The sequence below is a fragment of the Streptomyces sediminimaris genome (assembly GCF_047049295.1).
In the GTDB taxonomy this organism is placed as follows: Bacteria; Actinomycetota; Actinomycetes; order Streptomycetales; family Streptomycetaceae; genus Streptomyces; species Streptomyces sediminimaris.
The window spans coordinates 4706853-4726542 of the sequence record NZ_JBJWOT010000001.1 but is presented as its reverse complement, the minus strand read 5'-3'; the positions used below and the strand labels follow the sequence as shown (position 1 = coordinate 4726542).

Below are 19690 nucleotides of genomic sequence, written 5' to 3'. Positions count from 1 at the left end.
GAGCTCCCCGGTACCGGGGCTCAGGCGGTCCTGGCGGACGCAGGTGCGGTGGCCGAGGGCTCCTCGGAGGCGAGGGCCTGGGTGGTGACCAGTTGGCGGTAGGGGGCGCAACGGGCCATGAGCTCGGGGTGGGTGGCGGCGTCGACCACGCCGCCGGCGTCGAGCATCACGACGTGGTCGGCGTGGCGCACGGTGGACAGGCGGTGGGCGACGACCAGGACCGCCCGGGTGGCGGACAGTTCGGCCACGACGTGCCGGAAGCGGAGTTCGTTGATGCTGTCCAGCTGCGAGGTGGGCTCGTCCAGCAGGACGATCTGCGCGTCGGTGAGCAGCGCCCTGGCCAGGGCGAGGCGCTGCCGCTGGCCGCCGGACAGGTCGTTCTCGCGGCCGAGGACCGTGTCCAGCCCGTCCGGAAGTGCCGCGACGTCCTCCCGCAGACCCACCGCCTCCAGGGCGGCCGTCAGCTCCTCCTCGGCGGGCGGCCGGTACCGGCCGAGCATGAGGTTCTCCCGTACGGACCCCTCCAGCAGCGTGAACTGCTGGTCGACGTAGGTGACGCGACGGCGCAGCTCGGGCAGCGGCCAGGTGCGGACGTCGTGCCCGAGCACCTCGACGCGTCCGGTGCCGGCGTGCGCGAACCGGTCGATGAGGGTCAGGACGGTGGACTTGCCGGCACCGGAGGGGCCGACGAGCGCGGTCAGGCCGGTGCGGGGAGCGGTGAAGGTCACTCCGGTGAGGACGGGGGGCGCGGACGGCCCGCCGTAGCGGAAGCCCACCTCGTGGAAGGCGACCGCGGGGCGGCCGGGCAGCGGCTCGGGGGCCGGCGCCGCGCTCGCCGCGTCGTCGTCGGTCTCGCTCGGCAGCGCGAGCAGTCCGTCGAAGCGGGCCTTCGCGGCGAGCCCGGCCTGGAGCCGGCCGACGCCGGTGGCGACCATGGTGACCGGCGTGACGAGCTGGAGCAGATAGAGCAGGAACGCTGCGAAGTCGGGTGCGGTGAGGTGGCCGTGCGCCATCCGCGCGCCGCCGCCGACGATCACGGAGACCAGGGCGATCTGCTGGCCGAGTCCCATCACGGGCCCGATCAGGGACTGCAGCCGGGCCCCGGTCAGCGAGACGCCGGTCAGCCGCGCCGCGTCGTCGCCGAGCCGCTCGGCCGACCGCTGCTCGGAGCGGTACGCCTTGATCGTCGCGAGGGCGGCGAGATGGGCGGTGAACCGCTGGGCGAGGCCCCCGACCGCCTCCTGCTGGTCGACCACGTTGCGCTTGACGCGGACGACGACGAGGCCGATCGCGGCTCCGGCGACGGCGAAGGCGGCCACCGCCACCAGCACCAGCGTCCAGTCGAGCACGGCCATGATGGCCAGGGTGGACGCCACCGTCAGCACCGCGAGCGGCAGTTGGACCAGGCCGACGTCGATGACGGCGCGCAGCAGCAGCGCGTCGGAGGTGACCCGGGCGACCAGGTTCCCGGCGCCCTGGGTCCGTACCGTGCCCAGGGGCAGGGCGAGGGTGTGGGCCATGACCCGGCGGCGCAGCCGCAGCAGCATGAACTCGCCGATCCTGGCGAGCAGATAGCCCGATCCGGCGGAGGCCAGCGCGGCGCCCAGCGCCACTCCCGCCAGCTCCAGCGCGGGCAGGGTGATCGGCTCGTCGCGGGCGAAGGCGCCGATCACGTCCTTCATGATCAGCGGCACTCCCAGCGTGCCCGCGGTCGAGGCGAGGGCGAGCAGCAGAGCCGCGGCGAGCCGGAGCCGGTTGCCGTGCACGATGTCGGCGCCGAGGCGGACGGTCCGGGCGGGCGGAGCGGCGGGAGCGGGCGGGGCGGCGGGAGCGGGCGGGGCGTCGCGTCGGGCCATGTCAGTGCTTCGCCGCCAGGGTGACGAGCTCCACGGCCTCGGCGAGACCGAGCTGCGGGGCCGCCTTGCGCAGTTCCTTGATCCCCCGGGTGGAGGTGTCCCCCGCGGCCACCCCGGCCCGGTCCAGGGCCTGGCGGGCCCAGCGGATCTTGATGTCCTCGTCGCTGCGGGCGGCGGCCTCGATCAGGGTCAGCGCCTTCCGGAGACCGGGCGCCTCGGCGGCGTCCGCCTGCGCCAGGGCCTCCTCGACGGCGGTGCGGGCGTCGTCGAGGTCGTGCAGGACCACGAGGTTGAGGTGGCGGGTGGTGCGCATGGCGGATCCTTTCGTCGGTGGTGTCGTCGTGGGTCAGGAGGTGCCGTTCAGGGCGGCGGTTCCCTCGCCGTCGACGTACGCGGGCAACGCGTCGGCGTAGAGCCCGAGTTCGGGATGCCAGCCCATGTAGGCGGCGAAGTCGTGGGCGTGGGTGGCGATGCGCAGCACGGCGGCGCGGCCGGCGGTCACCGGGTCGGCGCCGCCGTACCCGTCGAGCAGCGCGGCCGGCAGCTCGGTCAGCGGCGGCCGGGGCGTGGCGCCCTTGCGGGCGGCCGTCATCCGCAGTTCCAGGAACTCGCCGAGCAGCCACCCGACGTCGAAGGCGGGCGGGCCCGGGGCGAGGTCCTCGCCGGTCAGCAGGGCGGAGTCGGCGGCGGGCCCGGAACGCTCCTCGGCGACGATCACGGATCCGGTGCCGGCCGCCCCGTGCAGCAGCACGTCCCCGGGCGCCGGCTCGGCCAGTCCGGCGCACCAGGACCGCAGGACCGCCCAGCGGCGCGGGCCGAACCTGGCGCGCAGCAGACCGTGCAGGCGCGCCGCGGCGCGGGGCCCGGCGCCGGTGTCCATCCAGGCGGCGAGCCGGGCGGGCCCGGGCGGCCCCGTCCGGCCGGCGACCTCGGCGGGCCGCTCACCGCGGCCGGGGGTGTCGTGCAGGGCGCGCAGCAGGCGCCCGGTGCCGTGCAGGGCGCCGGTGAGCCGGTCGCGGCGCGCGGGCGGGAGCTCGCTCCACAGCAGCCTGGCGGCCGACTCCGCTCCGTGGACGGTGTAGCGGAGGGCGCCGGGGATCTCCTCGGGCAGCGCGAGACGGATGCCCGCCGAGCGCGGCGCGGCCAGCAGCCGCCGCGCCCGCGGGCCGGGTCCCGCCAGGGGTACGGGCCGGTCGGCGCCGGCGCCGCGCACCCACCGGAACGTGCCGTCCGGCAGCCGGTGCACGGCGGTGCGCTGGTAGCCGGTGGCGAAGAAGTCCACGAGGCGGGCGCCCGGCACGCCGGCCGGGAGGCCGGCGGGCGCGTCCGCCGTCATGGCCGCCCCCCGCCCGGCCGTCCGGCGAGCCGGGCGCGCACCGCCTCGACGGCCGGGATGACCTCGGTGAGCGTCGCGGCCGTCATGGCGCCGGGTTCGCCGGTGGTCATGCTGATGCCCTGATGGGGCGCCACGACCGTGACGTTGGCGCGTTCGGCGAGGGTGCGGGTGTGCTGCCGCCAGGCCGCGGAGGTCAGCGCGCCGGGGGGCAGGGCGGGGGCCAGGGCGATGGGGGCGGCCGTGCACTGCAGGGCGAGCAGGGCGGGGGTGTCGGCGGCACCCAGCGCGAGGCGGCCGGTGAAGTGGAAGGTGGCCGGGTGCACCACGACCGTGTCGGCCCAGTGGGCCAGCTCGACGTGCGGTGCCGTCGTCTCCGGTTCCTCGCCCCACACGTCCAGCCGGGGCGGCCGCCCGCCGAACACCGACAGCGTGGTGGGGGTCACGAAGCGGGTGGCGGAACGGGTGACGACAGTGCGTATCTCCACCTCCGGATAGGAGGCGCGCAGCCAGTGCAGCCACATCGGCATGAACATCACGCCGAGGGCGCCGGTACCGACGTAGAGCAGGCGGCGGCCGGTGAACGGGGGTGCCGCGGCGGGCAGCGCGGCGGCGGGGTCATGCACGGCGGCCGTCCACGGCGGCGAGGATCTGGGTGAGGTCGGTGACGGCCGCGCCCAGGCCGTGCGCGTTCAGGACGCCGCACACGTTGACGATCACCTCGTCGACGCCGTGTTCCCGGTAGCGGTCGAGGCCGTCCGCGATCTCCTGCGGCGACCCGGCGACGAACGTCCGGGACTCCACCAGCAGGCGCGCGCCGGACTCGGGGTCCGAGGGGTGTGCGGGCACGCCGGCCCGGCGCAGCATGTCGGTGTAGTGGTCGGCGCCGAGGTGGGCGCGGGCCGCCGCCAGCGCGACGGCGGTCAGGTCGCGGCCGGGCCGGTCCACCGCCGCGTGCACCACCGTCGCGACCCGCGGCACCGGCCGCCCGGCGCGGGCTGCGCCCTCCTTCATCGCGGGGAGCAGCACGTCGCGGATGTACGGCGGCGGGGTCAGCCAGGTGATGGCGACGTCGGCGACCTCTCCGGCGGCGCGGGCCATGGCCGGGCGCAGCACGCCCAGGCCGTACTCCACGGGCGGCGCCTCCATGACGGGGAACACGGCGTGGGTGCTGTGCTCGTCGGTGTCCTGGTGCACCGTCTCGCCGTCGATCAGGGCGCGCATGGTCCGCACGTACTCCCGGGCGGCCGTGACGGGCCTGGCGAGCGGGGCGGGCCGGACCGCGGACTGGAACTCCTTCGACCCGGGCCCGATGCCGGCCACGAACGGCAGCCCGGACAGCCGCGCGACGGAACGGGCCTGGACGGCGGCGTCGTAGGGATGGCGCAGCGGCGACAGGGCCACCGACGATCCGAACGGGATGTGGACGCCCGCCCCGGCGAGCGCGGCGAAGACGTGGTGCGTCTCGACGCCCAGCGACTGGCCCAGCCACAGCCGCCCGCTGCCACGGCGCTCCAGCAGCCGGGCGAAGGGCATGACATGACCCACGTGGGAGGCCTGCAGGGGGTACACGACGCTCGTGGTGTGCGGGGAGTTCAGCTGCCGGTTCACAGGGCTGTGTCCGTCTCCGTGAGGTGTGCGGTGTCGCCGAGGACGACACCGTGGTAGTCGGTCGGGTCGTAGAACCGGGCGGCCGCCGCCGCGACGTCGGCGGGCGTGACGGTGGCGAGCTCGTCCAGGAAGCGCCCGATGCGGTCCGGCTCCTGACCGAGCGTCAGCGACAGCAGCAGGCAGCTCGCCCAGCCCTGTTGGGAGGAGGTGGCCAGCGCGGTCATGCCGGTGACGTAGCGCCGGGCGGCCTCGGTCTCCGCGGCGCTCGGCGGCCGCTCGGCCATGCCCCGCAGCACGTGCCGCATCCGGCGCAGGGTGCCGGCCGCCGACTCGGTGGCGGTGTCGGCCTCCAGCGCGATGACCAGCTGGTCGAGGTGGTCGTGGAAGGCGCTCTCGCAGCGGTAGGCGAGGCCGTGCCGCTCGCGTACGTCGGCGACGAGCCGGGAGGAGAAGTACCCGCCGAAGACGATGTTGGCCAGGGTCAGGGCCGCGAATCCGGGATGGTCGCGGCCGAGCGCGGGCCGCACCAGCCGGATCTGCGACTGGGCCGCGCCGGGGCGGTGGATCCGCGTGACGCCCGGGCGCCGGATCCGGGGCGTGTGCGGGAGGGGAGGCGGGGTGCCGGCGGGGCGCCACTCCCCCAGCGCCCGCGCGGCGAGGCCGACCGCCTGCCCGGGATCGAGGTCCCCGACGAGGACGAGGACCGCGCGGTCGGGGCGTACGGCGTCCCGGTGGGCCGCGCGGACCTCCTCGGCGGTGACGGCGGCGAGGTCCGCCCGGTGGGGAACGTCGGTCATGCGCGGCAGCGGGCCGTAGAGCCGGCCGGTGAGCGCCTCGGTGGCGAGCAGGTGCGGCTGCCGGCGGGCGGTGGCGACCTGCCGCACGGCGCGTTCCCGTGCCGCCCGCACCGCCGGGTCCGCGTGCCGGGCCCCGACGAGGCACTCGCCGAGCACCCCGAGCAGGGTGGGCAGCGCGGCGGCCGGGCCGGAGCCGGAGACGCCGAGCCAGCGGGAGCTGCGGGAGGCCGACAGGAGGGCACCGGCCCTGGCCAGCCCGTCCGCGATGGTCTCCTGGTCGTGCCGCGGGGTGCCGCGCAGCAGGGTCGCGGCGAGCAGCTCGTGCACGGCCGCCGTACGGAAGCCGTCCGCGTCCAGCGGTACGGCCAGGCGCAGTTCGGCCATCGGGACGGACGCGTGGCGCAGCGCGACGACCCGGAGGCCGCTCGGCAGACGGACGTCCGCCGTCGGCGGCGGCGCCGGCTCCGGCACCGGGCCGACGGGCGGCAGAAGTGCGGTACGGGTCATCGTGGGTCGCCTCCGCCCGGGATCAGGGACAGCACCGCGCGTTCGTGCGGGCGCAGGGCCGCCGCCGCGGCCGCCACCTCCTCGGCCCCTACGGCCGCGAGGCGGTCGCCGAGGTCGTCCACCAGCTCAGGGGCGCCGTACAGCAGTTCGCAGGTGCCCAGGGCGCGGGTGCGGACGACGAGGTTGTCGAAGCCCCGCCAGGTCGCCGAGGTGATCAGGGCGCGGGAGCGGGCGAGTTCGCCCTCGCGGGGGCCCGCCGTCGCCAGGTCGGCCAGCTCGGCGTCGACCTCCGCGAGCAGCCGGTCGCTGCCGGTCGTGCTCGGATGGGTCGCCACCAGCAGGAAGGTCTCGGGGTCGCGGGCGCGCAGCGGCCCGAACAGGCCGCAGCTCGCGCTGACGTCGGTCGCCGGCGCCGAGTCCCCGTGGACGAGCCGCCGCCCGAGGCGGGAGGTGTCGCGGCCGGTGAGGAGTTCGGCCAGCACCATGTGCGCCAGGTAGCCCGGCAGCCGGGTCTCGGCGTCGGGCATGCGGTGGCCGACCGCGGTGGCCGCGAGGGCGGCGTGCGGGTCGTGGTGCGTGGCGTGCCGCGGGCCGGCCGGCACCGGTTCGCACAGGTCCGCCGGCGGCGGCACCGGGCGGGCGGGCACCGGGCCGAAGTGACGCGCCACCAGGTCCGCGGCCCGGCCGGGGTCGACGTCCCCGCAGATGGTCAGCACCGCGTTGCCGGGGGCGTAGTAGGTGTCGTAGAAGGCCTGGCACTCCTCGACGGTCGCCGCCTCGAGGTCCTCGAACGCGCCGTAGCCGTTGTGGGCGTTGGCGTGGGTCCGGTACAGGACGGCGGGCAGGACCGTCCAGGGGAAGCCGCCGTAGGGGCGGTCCGTGACGGTCTGCCGGATCTCCTCCTTCACCACGGCCGTCTGGGTGCGCAGCGTCTCCTCGGTGACGCTGAGGGCGCGCATCCGGTCGGCCTCCAGGAACAGCACGCGTTCCAGGGCCTGCACCGGCACCACCTGGTAGTAGTCGGTGTGGTCCTGGTGGGTCGAGCCGTTCGCGGTGCCGCCCGACGCCTGTACGAGCCGGAAGTGGTCGGCCGGGCCGACGTGTTCGCTCCCCTGGAACATGACATGCTCGAAGAGATGGGCGAAGCCCGTGCGGCCGGGCGGCTCGGAACGGAATCCGACGTCGTAGTGGACGGCGACGCCGACGCACGGAGCACCGGCCACCGGCTGCACCACGAGGCGGAGGCCGTTGGGCAGCGTCGAGCGGTACAGCGGAGGTCGGGACATGCGGTCAACGTAGGCCCCGATTCCGGCACCAAAGAAATCCGCAATTCTGGTTTCTTTCGCCACGGCCGCCGGTCCGCTGCTCAGCGCGTCACCACGGAAAGGAACGAAGAAACTTGAATTGGTTGTTTCTGGTGACCGGGAGTCCGCCTATTTAGCATTCCGCCGTGTGACAGATACACGTGCGACACACACATATGGAGCCGAAGCCGGGGAATCCCCGCGCACGCGGGCCCGCTACGACCCGCCCGCCCTGGACGACGAGCCCGCGGTGGCCGCGCTGCTCGCCTCGCTCGGCCTCGGCGCCTTCGACCCCGACGGCGTCACCTCCCACGTCGGCCGCAACGACAACTGGTCCGGCCCCACCACCACCGGCGCCCGCGTCTTCGTCAAGCGCCTGGGCGGGCCGTCCCCGGCCGACGCCCGCCGCCGCTTCTCGCGCCTGCTCGCCTTCGAGTCCCTCGCCGCCCGCGCCGCCGGGGGCGCGCTGCGCGGGCCGCGGTTCCTCGGCCACGACGAGCGGGAGCTGCTCGTCGCCTTCGAACTGCTCGACGACGCGCGCTCCGGCGCCGAACTCGCCGCCGACGACGCCTTCGACGACGAACTGTGCCGGGCCGCCGGCCGCATCACCGGCGCCCTGCACGAGCTGCCCGCGGACGCCGGGTCCCTGGACGCCACGCCGCACCCGCTGCCGGCCACCGACAAGCTGCGCGCCCTGCCGCTGCCCGCGTTCACCGGCGCCACCTTCGGCGAGCTCGAGACCTGGCGGCTGCTCCAGGCGGACGGAGAGCTGATGGAGGCGCTGGCCCGGCTGCGCCGGCGGGAGCAGGCCTCGGCGGACAAGCGCCCGATCCACGGCGATCTGCGCCTGGACCAGTTCCTGTGGACGCCGGAGCGGCTGCACCTCACCGACTGGGAGGAGTTCCGCCTCGGCGACCCGGCGCGCGACGTCGGCGCGTTCGTCGGGGAGTGGCTCTACTTCGCCGTACGGGGCATCCCGAAGGCGATCGGGAACGAGCCGGGCTTCACCTTCGGCCACGAGACCACCCACGACGAGATCCTCGCCTTCGGCGTGCGCGAACTCGACCGGCTGCGACCGCGCACGGCCGCCTTCTGGGACGGCTACCGCAGCGTCCGCACCACCGTCGACGAGGGCCTGCGCGCACGGGCCGCCGCCTTCGCCGGCTGGCACATGTTCGACCGGATGTTCGCCACCGCCATGGTCGGCGGACGGGTGCAGGCCGCCGACCGCGCCTGCGCCGGCATCGGCCGCACCGTGCTGCTGTCCCCGGACGGCTTCACCGACCTCCTCGGGCTGACCGGGCACCCGGCCGCCCACGCCGCCGCGACCCCCGGAACCGGAGAGACCCAGTGATCACCGTGACCGACACCCTTCCGCCGGCGCTGGCCCAGGCGGTCCGGGACATCGACGTCGCCCCCGGCGGACGGTCCGCCACCCTCGGCGGGGAACACCTCGAGGCCGACTCGCCGCACAAGCTCGCCCAGCAACTGGGCGCCGCCGTCTACCAGATGGTCCACGTCGGCCGTGACAAGCCGGAGACGAGCCGCCCGCGCACGCTGCGCGACGCGGAGTTCGACCGTGCGCTGACCGAGGCCATGCCGCACACGGTCACCACCGCGCGGGCGGCCGTGCACGAGCGGACCGCGGACGGCACGCTGCTGGCCCAGGTCGAGGGCGTGCGCGTGCTGCTGCCCGCGGACGCGCCGGCCGGTCCCCTCCCCGACGCGCTGCCCGCCCAGGTCGCGGTACGGCTGCCGGCCGCGCGGCCCGCGCTGTCCACCGGGTTCTTCCTGGCCGACGGCTCCGCGGGGACCGGCGTGGGCTCGGGTCCGCAGACGCTGCGGGTGTACGTCCACGTCGCCGGCCCCGAGGCGGCCCCCGGCGTGTGGCACGCGATCCTGACGTACCTGGAGGAGGCCGGGGTGCCGTACCGCGCCAAGATCACCTCCTCGCCGCGGCTGTTCCCGCGCCGGGACGCGCTCGTGGTCTACCTCGGCCCGCGGGGCCGTCATGCCGTGACCGGGCTCGCCGCCCACGCGGCCGGGCTGCCGGGGCTCGGCACCGACGTATCGCCCTTCGCCCACCGGCTGGCGCCCGGCGTCGCCCTCGCCTGGGAGCCGGACGACGGGCGCCCCGGCATGCGGTCGCTCAGTTTCGGCGAGCACCGCAGCGGCGCGCTGGCCGAGGCGCTGGTCAGGCACGCGGTCCGCACCGACGGCGTGAGCCTGTCCGCCACCGTCGAGGAGGCGTTCATGAACGCGGGCATCGACCCTCTGGCCCCCGCCCGCAACCTCGCCTCCCCGCCCCTGCCGGGCGCGGGGCTGCCGCTGTGACCACCGCGGCGCTCCCGCCGGCCGGTACCGCACACCGCTGCGCGCCGCCGGCCGGCGTACGGACCCGCGCGGTCCTGCTGCTCCTCCGCGGCACCGAACCGCCCCTGACACTGTGCCGGCGGCTGCGGGTGTGCCCCGACTGCCTCGACGGCTGGTGCGCGACCTTCCTCGCGTACGGGGTGCGCGCCCTGGCTCGGGGTGCCGGGGAACGCGGTGCCGGGGAACGCGGTGCCGGGGAACGCGGTGGCGGGGAGCGCGGTGGCGCGACGGTGGGCGCGGGTGCGGTGGGGGGCGCAGCCACGGCAGGCGTTGTCGCGGCGGACAGGGGCAGGGCGGACGGCGGCATGGCGGATAGGGGCGTGACCGGCGGGGGCGTGGCGGACGGGGGCACGGCGGATAGGGGCGTGACCGGCAGGGGCGTGGCGGACGTGCTGGCCGAGGACGTCGCGGAGTTGCGCAGGGTGCTGCGCGAGGCGCGCGAGGAGTGGGCGCTGTGGAAACGGCTGGCCACCGTCTGCGAGCGCCGTGCCCGATGACGCCTTTTCTTTGCCCCGGTCGGCGTTTACCCAGGTCAGAGGCGTCGTGCCGGAAAGTTGACGGTAATTTTCGGCCCCCCGCGAAGGGGCGGGCCGTGCTGGAATCGAACTGCCGGACGACGGGCGGGGTTCACCCCGCAGGACCCGTCCGGCCAGTACTTCGAGAGGGGAACGCACATGAACACCGCCGACCAGCTGATCGCCGGTTACACCGCCTACACCGACGCCGCCGACTTCGGCGCCACCGCGGGCGGCCAGGCCCCGGCCACGACGCCGTCGATCCTCAGCGTCGTCGCCGAGTCGAGCGCCGCCTGCGGCGGTGCCGTGAGCGCGGTCTCGGCCGCGTCCGTGGGCTTCACCGCGCACTGGGGCTGCTGAGCGGCGTCCCGCTCCGGACTGCCGGCCCGGCGTCCCGCGAGCGGGGCTTCCGAGCAGCGGCCCACACCGGTCCCGAGCGGCGACCCACACGGGTCCCGAGCAGCGACCCACACGGGTCCCGATCGGCGGCCCACGCGGGTCCCGAGCAGCGGCCCACACGGGTCCCGAGCAGCGACCCACACCGGTCCCGAGCAGCGACCCACACGGGTCCCGAGCAGCGACCCACACCGGTCCCGAGCAGCGACCCACACGGGTCCCGATCGGCGACCCGCTCACGACCGAGGCCGGCGCCCGGATCCTCGTCGCCCCGCATCACCCGGCGCGCTACGGCGCCCTGCACCACCCGGCACGCTACGGCGCCCCACACCACCCGGCACGCCGCGGTGCGCCTCAGCACCCTGCGCCCCGCGGCGCGCCTCATCACCCTTCACCGACCCGACTCCCGGAAGGACCTTCCATGAACACCGCTGACCAGCTCATCGCCGGCTACACCGCCTACACCGACGCCGCCGACTTCGGCGCCACCGCCGCGGGCGAGGCCCCGGCGACCACGCCGTCGATCATCACCGCGTCCTCGCCGGAGTGCGGCGCGTTCACCATCAGCGCCGCCAGCGGCGTCCTGACCAGCGTCTCGATCACGCACGGCGCGGGCTGCTGACCTCGCTGCCGCACCGGTTCGCCGGACGTGGGGTGCCGCCGCCGGGCATGCGGCGGCACCCCACGCGTCACGCGGGCCTCGCGGCCGGCCGCCGTACGCCCATGGATCCTTCCGGGACCATGGCCGTACGGCGGCTTCCCGCGTTCCCGGACACCTTCACCGCGGGGCCTGCGCCCCTCCCGGACACCGTCACCGCGGGGCCTGCGCCCCTCCCGGAGACCGTCACTGCGGGGCCTGCGCCTCTCCGCTGCGCACCCCCTGGCTCTGTGCCAGGTCCGCGATCTGCTGGAGCGCCTTGAGGTGGGCGGCGAGCCGGGCGCGGCCGTCGGCGGTGAGTGAGAGCCAGGTGCGCGGCCGCTTGCCGACGAAGCCCTTGCGGGCCTTGACGTACTCGGCGGCCTCCAGCGCGGAGACCGTCTTGCTCAGCGCGGAGTCCGACATCTCCAGGCTGTCGCGCACCGTCTTGAAGTCGGCTTCCGCGCACCCGGACAGGAACGCGACGACGGCCAGCCGGGTGGGGTGCTGGACGGCGGCGTCCAGCCGCGGCGCGACGTCCCGGACGGTCATGCCCGCCGCTCCGTACGGGCCTGTGCGAGCTGGATCCAGGTCAGCGCGCCCAGACCGACGCCGAACCCGGCGAGGAACCCGGGAAAGCCGAGGAACAGGGTCGCGGCGCCCGCGGCCGCCAGGGGGATCAGCAGCGCGGACTGCCGCAGCGCCCGGGTCCGGGTGTCCCCGGCCGGCCACAGCGCCACGCCGCCCGCCCTGCTGGACGCCACGGACAGCACGAGGAAGGCGATCAGGCAGGCGAGTCCGGCCGCGAGGTACCCCCAGGCGCCGGGGTACGCGTCGAACAGGGCGAGGCCGCCGAAACCTGCGGCGAACAGCAGCCCGGCCGCGGGCGGGTGCCAGGCGGGCACGCGCCGCGCCGCACGAGCGGCCGAGAACGCGCCGCGCGCGGCGGTGAGAGCGGCGTCGGCCGCGGTGGGCCGGAGAGGATCGGTCATGGTGACATCCTGGCATCTACTTTCCCGATCGGCAAGTACTTGCCATGCGACGGTGCCCGCTTGTCAAAAACCGGCCGGTGTTCATAGGGTGAGTTCAGGCCGCGGCCTGACCAGCCGAGCCGATGTGCGTCACACCGAGCCCTTTCGGGGCTCGTCCAGCCCATGAGGGCCGAATGAACGGGGGTTCATCATCTATTCCGTCATGCCGTCACCGCCGCAGCGGGACTGAGCCGACTTCTCGACAGCGTTATTCGCGTGACCGCTCATTGCCGTCACGCAGAAAAGTGCTGCCCGAAGAGAATTCGAGCCACCTTTTCCACGCCTTTCTCTTACCTCACATCTTCCTCAACTCTCTTCCTTTCGCAGACCGACTGCGACCAAGGTCGAGTGACCGGAAGTTCTGAAATTCCGTCCGAAGGGAATCAGAATCGTGGCGCGCCCGCCCGTCATGCCTCCAGAAGAAAAAGCCAAGCTCGTCCTGGGTGTTCTCGCGGGGAAGCTCACCGTCTCCCAGGCCGCCCGCGAGGCCGGCGTCTCCGAACAGGCCATCGGCAACTGGAGACGCCAGTTCATCGCGGCAGGCAGCCAGGGCCTGGAAGGCGGTGACCGGCTCAGCAGCGAGCGGGAGCGCAAGCTCCGGGCCCAGATCACCGAGCTGAAGACCGCCCTCGGCGAGGTCTACGTGCAACTCCGGGCCCGGCGGCAGACGGTGGACTTCCACGCGGTCCCTTCACCGACCTCGAAACCGTACGGCGTGAACACGGGCTCAGCGTTTCGAGGTTCTGCAGCCTCCTCGGGATACCGCGAAGCACTTACACGCGTCGACTGACGTCCCGGGACGGCGACTGAGGCACGCGGAACACGACACCTGCAGGAAGCGGATCATGCACGAGACTTCGGGCCTCGCCGTACGGGCCCTGACGAAACGTTACGGGGACCACCGCGCCCTCGACGGGATGTCCTTCGAGGTACGGCCGGGAGAGGTCTTCGGCTTCGTCGGCAGCAACGGCGCGGGCAAGACCACCACGATGCGCATCGCCGTCGGCGTCCTGGACAGCGACGGCGGTACGGTGCACTTCGGCGGCAGACCCGTGGACGCCGCCTCCCGCGCCCGGTTCGGCTACATGCCGGAGGAGCGCGGGCTGTATCCGAAGATGACCGTGGCGAGGCAACTCGTCTACCTGGCCCGGCTGCACGGCCTCTCCCGCGCGGACGCCGTCGACGCCATGCGCACCTGGACCGAGCGGCTCGACGTGGCCCGGTACCGCGACCGCCAGGTCGACTCACTCAGCCTCGGCAACCAGCAGCGCGTCCAGCTGGCCGCCGCCCTCGTCCACGACCCGCGGGCGCTGCTGCTGGACGAGCCGTTCTCCGGCCTGGACCCGCTGGCCGTGGACACCATGAGCGCCGTACTGCGCGAGCGCGCCGAGCGGGGCGCCCCGGTGCTGTTCTCCAGCCACCAACTCGACCTGGTGGAGCGGCTGTGCGACCGCGTCGGCATCGTCCGGGCCGGCTCCATGGTGGCCTGCGGCTCCGCCGAGGAGCTGCGGGCCCGCGGCGGCGAGGACCTGTACATCGAGATCGACGGCGCACCGCGCGACTGGGCGCGGGGGCTGCGCGGCGTCGCATCCGTCCGCGACCAGGGGCGGGGCACCCTGCTCCGGCTCGCGGACGACTGCGACGAGGGCGAGCTCGTCCGGCACGTCGCCTCCCTGGGCCGACTGCGCACCTTCCGGCGCCGGCAGGCCACGCTCACCGAGCTGTTCCGCTCCTACATGACCGATGCCGAGCCGTCCACGGAGGCCGCCGCATGAGCCGTTCCGCCAAGCCCGGGCCCCCCTCGGCGACGGGCGGGGCCGACGTGTCCGCGACGGCCGCCGTATGGCTCGTACTGAAACGCGAGACGGCCGCCCGGATCGCCAACCGCGCCTACGTCATCGGCACGTTGCTCAACGTCGCGGTGATCCTGGGCCTGCTGTACTTCTTCGCTCCGTCCGCGTCCGACGAACACCGCGCCACGGCGACCGTCTCCGTCACCGGCACACCCGTATCGGCGTTCGCGCCGCGGCCCGCCGGGGCGGACGCGATCCGATGGCGGGCGGCCGGCAACGAGGAGGCCGCGCGCCACCAGGTCAGCGGCAAGAAGGCCGACGCCGCCCTGGTCGTCCGCGGATCACGCGTGACGATGCTGGTCCGGGCCGACACCCCCGCGCAGGTCCGGGCCACGGCCGTGGCCCGCGTACGGCAGTGGGCGACGACCCGCGCCCTGCACGACCAGCACGTCGACACGGAACGCCTGGGACGCACGGTCACCGCCGCGCTGCCGCGCACCGAGACGATCGACGGGACGACCCGGCACACCGGAGCCCACCGGGGCGCGGGGCTGGGCGCCGCGGTCGGCATCGTGACGATCCTCTTCTTCCAGCTCTTCGGCTACGGGATGATGGTCGCCCAGGGGGTGGTGGAGGAGAAGTCCACCCGCGTCGTCGAGGTGCTGCTGGCCACCCTCACCCCGCTGCGGCTGATGATCGGCAAGGTCGCGGGCATCGGCGTGGCCGCCGTGCTCCAGACAGCCGTGTTCGGCGTGGCGGCCGTGGTGGCCGTACGGTTCGGCCATGTGCTGCCCGCACAGTTCCCGGCCACGCCCGCGACCCTCGCCGCACTCGCCTGGTTCGTCCTGGGCTTCGCCTTCTTCGCCTTCGTCTTCGCCGCGGCGGGCTCCCTGGTCTCCCGCGCGGAGGACGTGTCCTCGGCCGTCATGCCGGTTCTCATGAGCACCCTGCTCCCCTTCGGCACGGCCGTCGCCGCCGCGCAGAACCTGGATGCCACCTGGGTCCACGTCGTCCAGTACGTCCCCCCGTTCTCGATGCTGATCATGCCGCTGCAGGTCAGCGTCCACGAGGCGGGCTGGGCCCCCAACCTCGCGGCCGCCCTCCTGATGACGGCCGCGGCGGCCGGCCTGGCGGTCCTGTCCGCCCGCGTCTACCGGCGCTCCATCCTGCGCCTGGGAACAGCGGTGCGCTGGCGCGAGGCGATGACGTCAGCGTGAGCACCCGAACCACGAACCGTACGATGCCCGAGCGAGGCCTTCTGGTGGGACGTGGGGGAAGGTCTCAGCGGAGACGGCTTGCCGCAGGAGAACCTGGGGTGCGCTTGGCGGTCCGGGCGCTCCGGAAGTAGCGGTGCCCAGCGAGTCGGCGGTGAGGTCGTCGCCGCCCCGGCTGTCGCGATGGCCATCGCGGGCGCCGACGGGCGGGATGTACTCGATGCCGATGGACCCAGGGTGGCGGCATATTCGAACAGGACGGCGAGCGGGTAGCCGCCCCGGGGCAGGGGCCTGTCGTGGAATCCATCGTAGGACCGAAGCTGACGCATCCGTCGTAACCGAACCTTCCCGCTACGGCACCCGTCATGGCGGCGCCCATCACGCGTTCGAGTTCAGTAGCGTGTTCGAGTTCAGTAGCGTGGAGGGATGAGAACACGCGGGGGGAGGCTCGCAGTCGTCGCGAGCCTGGCAGCCGGTGCGGCCCTGGTTCTGGGCGGCTGCGGCAGGATCAGCGCAGCGGACACCGGCCCCGGCACCGGCACCGGGGACACGAGCGCGGCAGGACTCGGCTTCAAGGAGTATGCGGGCGCGGTGGACTACCCGTCGGTGACCGGCCCTCACAACAAGGGTTACGTGGCCCCGCGCGAGGGCCTGCGCCAGCTGGTGCCGCTGGGCGACTGCGCCCTGGGCGAGGGGACGTTCGCCAACGGATACCGCTATGTGAACGTCAACTGGACTGGTTCCGACGGCTGTACGAGGCTCTCGATCACTCCGAAGCCGCGCACCGCCGACCAAGCCGACGTGCCGTACTCCATGCGCAGCGGCTGGCACGGCGGCGGCCTGCCGGGCGATGTGGTGGTGCCGTGGGACGACGGTTCGCTGATCGGCGTCGGCGCCACCTTGACCCGCCGGGCGCCGGACGGCGAGCAGTTCCGGCTCGCCACGCTGCCTCTGACGTTCAACACCCGCCCCGAGCAGGAGACCGCGGACGACGCCTCGGTGAACACCGCGGTCAAGGTCGGTTCACTCCTGCTGATCGGCGGCGGCCGGAGCGTCGACCACGTGGAGTCCCCGTACGTCTTCGCGTCCGACGACGCGGGCGAGACCGTGCGTCGCGTGCCGCTGCCGGCGATCGATGGCCGGCAACCGTCCACACCTGTGGGCGACTTCGGCGTCAACGGTACGGAAGTCGTCGCTTTCGGTGCGGCAGCGACCAACGCCTTCGACTTCCGCCCCTCGGGCACGATCCCGTTCTGGCGCAGCGCGGACGGGGGCGAACACTGGACATCCGGCGAAATCACCGGGATGCCATCGGGCTCACGGGTGCGCAGCGTCCTGTACGCGTCGGGCCACTGGTTCGCCGTGGGTGGCCATGCCAGGGCCGGCGCCTTCTACGACTCCCTGCCGCTGGTTCTCACCAGCCAGGACGCCGTCCACTGGACCCGGACGGACACCTCGGCCATGGGCAACGGCGAGATCATCGCCGCGACCGTCGACTCCGCGCACCACCCGGTCCTGGTGGGCTCGGCCCCTCAGCCCAAGTCCAAGCCGAACGCCCGCACGGTGCTGTGCGGTTCCGTCTGGGTCGGCGACGGAACGACCACGGCCTGGAAACGCGGCGACCTCGGCTGCAGCGAGGATCCCCCGAGAACAGCGGTCACCCTGGCGGACGGGCGCGTGCTCATCGCGGGCAACCGGGACCTCTGGGTCTCTCGAAGCCCGGAGCCGGGGCGCGGTCACGGGCCTTGATCTCTTCCCTCGGCATGCGGCGGCAGACGAGGCGGGCCGCAACCCGTTCCCACATCCGGCCCCGGCTGCCCGGTAAGCCTCGTCGAACCGGCGACCGCCGTCTTCTGATCCCGGGCGCTCTCTCGCTCTCTTCCCACTCCTCGCGCCGGTGACGGGTCTGTAGCCACCGGCCTGACGCTCCGCATTCAGCGGATGAGCCCAACTCCGCGGGAGGACCTGGCCGCCCGCGGACGGCGCGGACTTCGCGCTGCGGGCGCGAGACGTGGTTCACTGCCGGGTCATGGCGATATGGCGGCGTAAGCCCAGGATCAGCGGAACCGAACACCTCCAGCCCGACGTGCCCCCGTGTTCCTGCTGTGGCGGGACCCTGGATGTCTCAGACCCCCGCTTCAACCTCTCGCTGCCGCAGCCTGTTGCGGCCTTGGGTGAAGCCGAGTACCAGCAGCACGTCAAGGTGGCCAACGACGCGATTGTGGTGACCGGCAATCTCGGCGCGTTCGCCCGAGCCCTGCTGCCCATCGCCCTCGACGACGGCAGGACTACGACGATCGGAGTGTGGGTCTCGGTCGAGCGGGACGTCTTCGACCACATCGTCAGGGTCGGGAGGGGGGAGCTCGACTTCGACGACATGCAGTTCGACGGACGGCTCGCCAACGAACTCGACCCGTGGGGCGACAAGATCCTGGGCAAACCTGTCTCCGCGGGCGTCGACGTCCCCACGCACGGCCGCCGCAGCATGCCGCACATCAAGTCAAGCCCCGACGCCCTCCTGACGCGGGTACTGACCGGACGCTGGGCTGCGGCCGACGTCCTGACCGGCGAGAATGCCTGGGCACTCGACTACGACCCCGTGGCGCACCGCCCAAAGGCGTCTGTCCACCGGCTGTCCACCGAGGGGCGCTCGGCCGACCGCCTCTGGCCACCCCACCGCTTCTGACGAAGCCTCCGGCCGGCGCGGAGCCTGGCACGAGGACGAAGACTGTCCTTTTCCCACAAGGAGTGACCGCGCGGCACTCACCACGAACGTCCCAGCCTCCATCCATGAGGTGAGGGCCGACCGAAACGATACCTTCCATGATCAACGAATCATGTCGTTCGAGTGGAGAAATATCTCCGAAAGAATCATCGACATGGCCAGAACTGTCATCGACCTCGATGAAGACATGGTCACCGAAGCCATGCGCATCTTCGGGGCCAAGACGAAGGCCAAAGCCGTCCGCCTCGCCATGGAAGACGCCGTCGAGAGGCACCTGCGGCAGGAGGGCTTCGACGCCATGGAGGCCGGCGAGCTCGACTTCAGCGAGATCGTCGAGAACACCGGCCCCCGCGACGCCGACGGCTCCCTCAAGCACAACGGCGACCGCGACGGGGGCCGGGCCGCCTGACGCAGGACCGCTACCTGATCGACAAGTCCGCCCTCGCCCGCTGGACGAAGCCGAACGTCAAGGAGGTACTCAAGCCCCTGCACGAGCGCTACCTCCTCGCCGTATGCCAGCCCACCGAGTTCGAGATGATCCACTCCGCACGGGACAGCTCCGAAGCAAGGCGGATCAGCACCTGGCTCCGCGCCTTCGACTACCTACACACCGACGACCACACCTTCGCCCGCGCTCTCGAAATCCAGCGCCATGCTCTCAACGCAGGCTTCCGGCGTGCCCTGTCACTCCCCGACCTGCTGATCGCGGCCACAGGGGAACGGCACCGGCGAACGGTCCTCCACTACGACGGCGACTTCGACATGATCGCCTCTCTGACAGGACAACCCGCCGAATGGGTCGTACCGCTCGGCAGCGCCGACCGTTGAGCAGGACCACAGCCCCGGCGGAGTTCGTGGAACTCGCCGCGGGCCCGTCGGTTCGGCAGGGAGCCTTGAGCCGTATCGGCGGTGCGGTTCATACATCCAGACGATGCAGCCAGGCGTCCTGGCCGTCCGCCAAGGAGAAGGCCAGGGGCAGTGGCTCAAAACGGCAATGGAACGTCATGCCGTTGTCGCGGCCGGCGCCCGTGACGCGGTGGTCCCACACATCCGGAACATCTGCGTCGCCGTCCACCGCCAGTTCGAAGAAGGTGGTGTGCCGGGGAAAACGGCGGATCGGGTGCGTGGTGTGCTCCTCAGCCACGGAGCGCACGACCCGGACGCCCGCCAGCCCGCACTCCTCTGCAACTTCCCGCAGCACTGCCTCTTCCAGTGGCTCCCCCGGGGCCACACCTCCTGCCGGGACATGCGTGCCTGGCGGCAGGTCCGCGTCGTGGTCGAATACCAGCAACTCCACCGGCCGTCCCGCACGGCGTCGCAGCACATAGGCGGCCACCCGGACGCGTACGGTCGACTCCTGCATTCCCGCAGCGTAAGGGATGCACCACCCGATGAGGAGACATACTCGGGTTCGCCTCGGCGATCGCATGACGCAGACGGCCCCAGGGGGCGTCCTGCCACTCCTGCCAGGCGGTCATCGCGGTGTCGAACTTCTCTGCAGCTTCAGGCATCCGGTGACGACAGCTCGAAGAACGTCCCCGAACCGCGTCACTCACCTGGAGGCAGAAGCCGTGGCTGAGCACCCACCGTGGCAAGTT

General features: G+C 73.5%; 22 protein-coding genes. 12 read left to right on the top strand and 10 right to left on the bottom strand.

All coding sequences use genetic code 11. The annotated features are described in order from the left end of the window. Positions 1–20: 20 nt before the first annotated feature. The 7 genes from ACJ9NR_RS21980 to ACJ9NR_RS21950 are packed head-to-tail and all read right to left on the bottom strand — an operon-like array spanning position 21 to position 7390. Positions 21–1856, bottom strand: a complete 1836-nt coding sequence (locus ACJ9NR_RS21980) for an ABC transporter ATP-binding protein (protein ID WP_412493609.1) — start codon at positions 1854–1856, stop codon at positions 21–23. A gap of 1 nt (position 1857) precedes the next feature. Continuing rightward, a complete protein-coding gene (locus ACJ9NR_RS21975) occupies positions 1858–2169 on the bottom strand; it encodes a hypothetical protein (RefSeq protein WP_412493610.1) in 312 nt (103 codons plus the stop codon). 33 nt (positions 2170–2202) lie between these two features. After that, positions 2203–3192: a hypothetical protein gene (locus tag ACJ9NR_RS21970; RefSeq protein ID WP_412493611.1), complete on the bottom strand. Its 990-nt coding sequence runs from the start codon at positions 3190–3192 to the stop codon at positions 2203–2205. Next, on the bottom strand, positions 3189–3815 hold the full coding sequence (locus ACJ9NR_RS21965) for a flavoprotein (RefSeq protein WP_412493612.1): 627 nt from the start codon (positions 3813–3815) through the stop codon (positions 3189–3191). The genes ACJ9NR_RS21970 and ACJ9NR_RS21965 overlap by 4 nt, the downstream gene beginning before the upstream one ends. Next, the gene (locus ACJ9NR_RS21960; RefSeq protein ID WP_412493613.1) at positions 3808–4800 is read right to left on the bottom strand and encodes an LLM class flavin-dependent oxidoreductase; all 993 of its coding nucleotides are present in this window, start codon (positions 4798–4800) and stop codon (positions 3808–3810) included. The genes ACJ9NR_RS21965 and ACJ9NR_RS21960 overlap by 8 nt, the downstream gene beginning before the upstream one ends. After that, positions 4797–6104: a M16 family metallopeptidase gene (locus ACJ9NR_RS21955; RefSeq protein WP_412493614.1), complete on the bottom strand. Its 1308-nt coding sequence runs from the start codon at positions 6102–6104 to the stop codon at positions 4797–4799. The genes ACJ9NR_RS21960 and ACJ9NR_RS21955 overlap by 4 nt, the downstream gene beginning before the upstream one ends. Continuing rightward, the gene (locus ACJ9NR_RS21950; RefSeq protein WP_412493615.1) at positions 6101–7390 is read right to left on the bottom strand and encodes a M16 family metallopeptidase; all 1290 of its coding nucleotides are present in this window, start codon (positions 7388–7390) and stop codon (positions 6101–6103) included. The genes ACJ9NR_RS21955 and ACJ9NR_RS21950 overlap by 4 nt, the downstream gene beginning before the upstream one ends. Before the next feature lie 166 nt (positions 7391–7556). Between ACJ9NR_RS21950 and lxmK the strand changes: the two genes are divergently transcribed. The 5 genes from lxmK to ACJ9NR_RS21925 all read left to right on the top strand — a co-directional run bounded on the left by lxmK (position 7557) and on the right by ACJ9NR_RS21925 (position 11314). Next, positions 7557–8762 (top strand): class V lanthionine synthetase subunit LxmK, encoded by a 1206-nt coding sequence (gene lxmK, locus ACJ9NR_RS21945; protein ID WP_412493616.1) that lies wholly within the window; start codon positions 7557–7559, stop codon positions 8760–8762. A gap of 5 nt (positions 8763–8767) precedes the next feature. After that, a complete protein-coding gene (locus ACJ9NR_RS21940) occupies positions 8768–9742 on the top strand; it encodes a T3SS effector HopA1 family protein (protein WP_412493617.1) in 975 nt (324 codons plus the stop codon). After that, positions 9739–10278 (top strand): hypothetical protein, encoded by a 540-nt coding sequence (locus ACJ9NR_RS21935; RefSeq protein ID WP_412493618.1) that lies wholly within the window; start codon positions 9739–9741, stop codon positions 10276–10278. Before ACJ9NR_RS21940 ends, ACJ9NR_RS21935 begins: the two co-directional genes overlap by 4 nt. Positions 10279–10455: 177 nt before the next feature. Continuing rightward, complete coding sequence (locus ACJ9NR_RS21930) at positions 10456–10656, top strand: LxmA leader domain family RiPP (RefSeq protein ID WP_306186812.1); 201 nt, start codon at positions 10456–10458, stop codon at positions 10654–10656. A 457-nt stretch (positions 10657–11113) separates the two neighbouring features. Further along, positions 11114–11314, top strand: coding sequence for an LxmA leader domain family RiPP (locus tag ACJ9NR_RS21925; RefSeq protein WP_306186810.1), 201 nt, complete (start codon positions 11114–11116; stop codon positions 11312–11314). A gap of 222 nt (positions 11315–11536) precedes the next feature. On the opposite strand, the gene ACJ9NR_RS21920 is transcribed toward ACJ9NR_RS21925, so the two are convergent. Both ACJ9NR_RS21920 and ACJ9NR_RS21915 read right to left on the bottom strand, forming a co-directional pair. Continuing rightward, positions 11537–11881 carry a winged helix-turn-helix domain-containing protein gene (locus ACJ9NR_RS21920; protein ID WP_412493619.1) on the bottom strand — a complete coding sequence of 115 codons (345 nt, stop codon included), beginning with the start codon at positions 11879–11881 and terminating at the stop codon, positions 11537–11539. Continuing rightward, complete coding sequence (locus tag ACJ9NR_RS21915; RefSeq protein WP_412493620.1) at positions 11878–12321, bottom strand: hypothetical protein; 444 nt, start codon at positions 12319–12321, stop codon at positions 11878–11880. Before ACJ9NR_RS21915 ends, ACJ9NR_RS21920 begins: the two co-directional genes overlap by 4 nt. A 430-nt stretch (positions 12322–12751) precedes the next feature. Between ACJ9NR_RS21915 and ACJ9NR_RS21910 the strand changes: the two genes are divergently transcribed. The 7 genes from ACJ9NR_RS21910 (at position 12752) to ACJ9NR_RS21880 (ending at position 18920) form a co-directional block, all read left to right on the top strand. Further along, the gene (locus ACJ9NR_RS21910) at positions 12752–13150 is read left to right on the top strand and encodes a transposase (RefSeq protein WP_412493621.1); all 399 of its coding nucleotides are present in this window, start codon (positions 12752–12754) and stop codon (positions 13148–13150) included. A 55-nt stretch (positions 13151–13205) separates the two neighbouring features. Then, positions 13206–14135, top strand: a complete 930-nt coding sequence (locus tag ACJ9NR_RS21905; RefSeq protein WP_412493622.1) for an ABC transporter ATP-binding protein — start codon at positions 13206–13208, stop codon at positions 14133–14135. Next, positions 14132–15370: an ABC transporter permease gene (locus tag ACJ9NR_RS21900; protein ID WP_412493623.1), complete on the top strand. Its 1239-nt coding sequence runs from the start codon at positions 14132–14134 to the stop codon at positions 15368–15370. The genes ACJ9NR_RS21905 and ACJ9NR_RS21900 overlap by 4 nt, the downstream gene beginning before the upstream one ends. Before the next feature lie 423 nt (positions 15371–15793). Next, the gene (locus ACJ9NR_RS21895; protein WP_412493624.1) at positions 15794–17116 is read left to right on the top strand and encodes a sialidase family protein; all 1323 of its coding nucleotides are present in this window, start codon (positions 15794–15796) and stop codon (positions 17114–17116) included. A 280-nt stretch (positions 17117–17396) separates the two neighbouring features. Continuing rightward, complete coding sequence (locus tag ACJ9NR_RS21890) at positions 17397–18053, top strand: DUF2199 domain-containing protein (protein WP_412493625.1); 657 nt, start codon at positions 17397–17399, stop codon at positions 18051–18053. Between the two features lie 193 nt (positions 18054–18246). Further along, a complete protein-coding gene (locus tag ACJ9NR_RS21885; RefSeq protein WP_412493626.1) occupies positions 18247–18501 on the top strand; it encodes a type II toxin-antitoxin system VapB family antitoxin in 255 nt (84 codons plus the stop codon). After that, the gene (locus ACJ9NR_RS21880; RefSeq protein ID WP_412493817.1) at positions 18498–18920 is read left to right on the top strand and encodes a PIN domain nuclease; all 423 of its coding nucleotides are present in this window, start codon (positions 18498–18500) and stop codon (positions 18918–18920) included. Before ACJ9NR_RS21885 ends, ACJ9NR_RS21880 begins: the two co-directional genes overlap by 4 nt. A gap of 88 nt (positions 18921–19008) precedes the next feature. Here the strand turns inward: ACJ9NR_RS21880 and ACJ9NR_RS21875 are convergent, their stop codons facing one another. Beyond that, positions 19009–19455 (bottom strand): NUDIX domain-containing protein, encoded by a 447-nt coding sequence (locus ACJ9NR_RS21875; protein ID WP_412493627.1) that lies wholly within the window; start codon positions 19453–19455, stop codon positions 19009–19011. Positions 19456–19690: the final 235 nt, after the last annotated feature.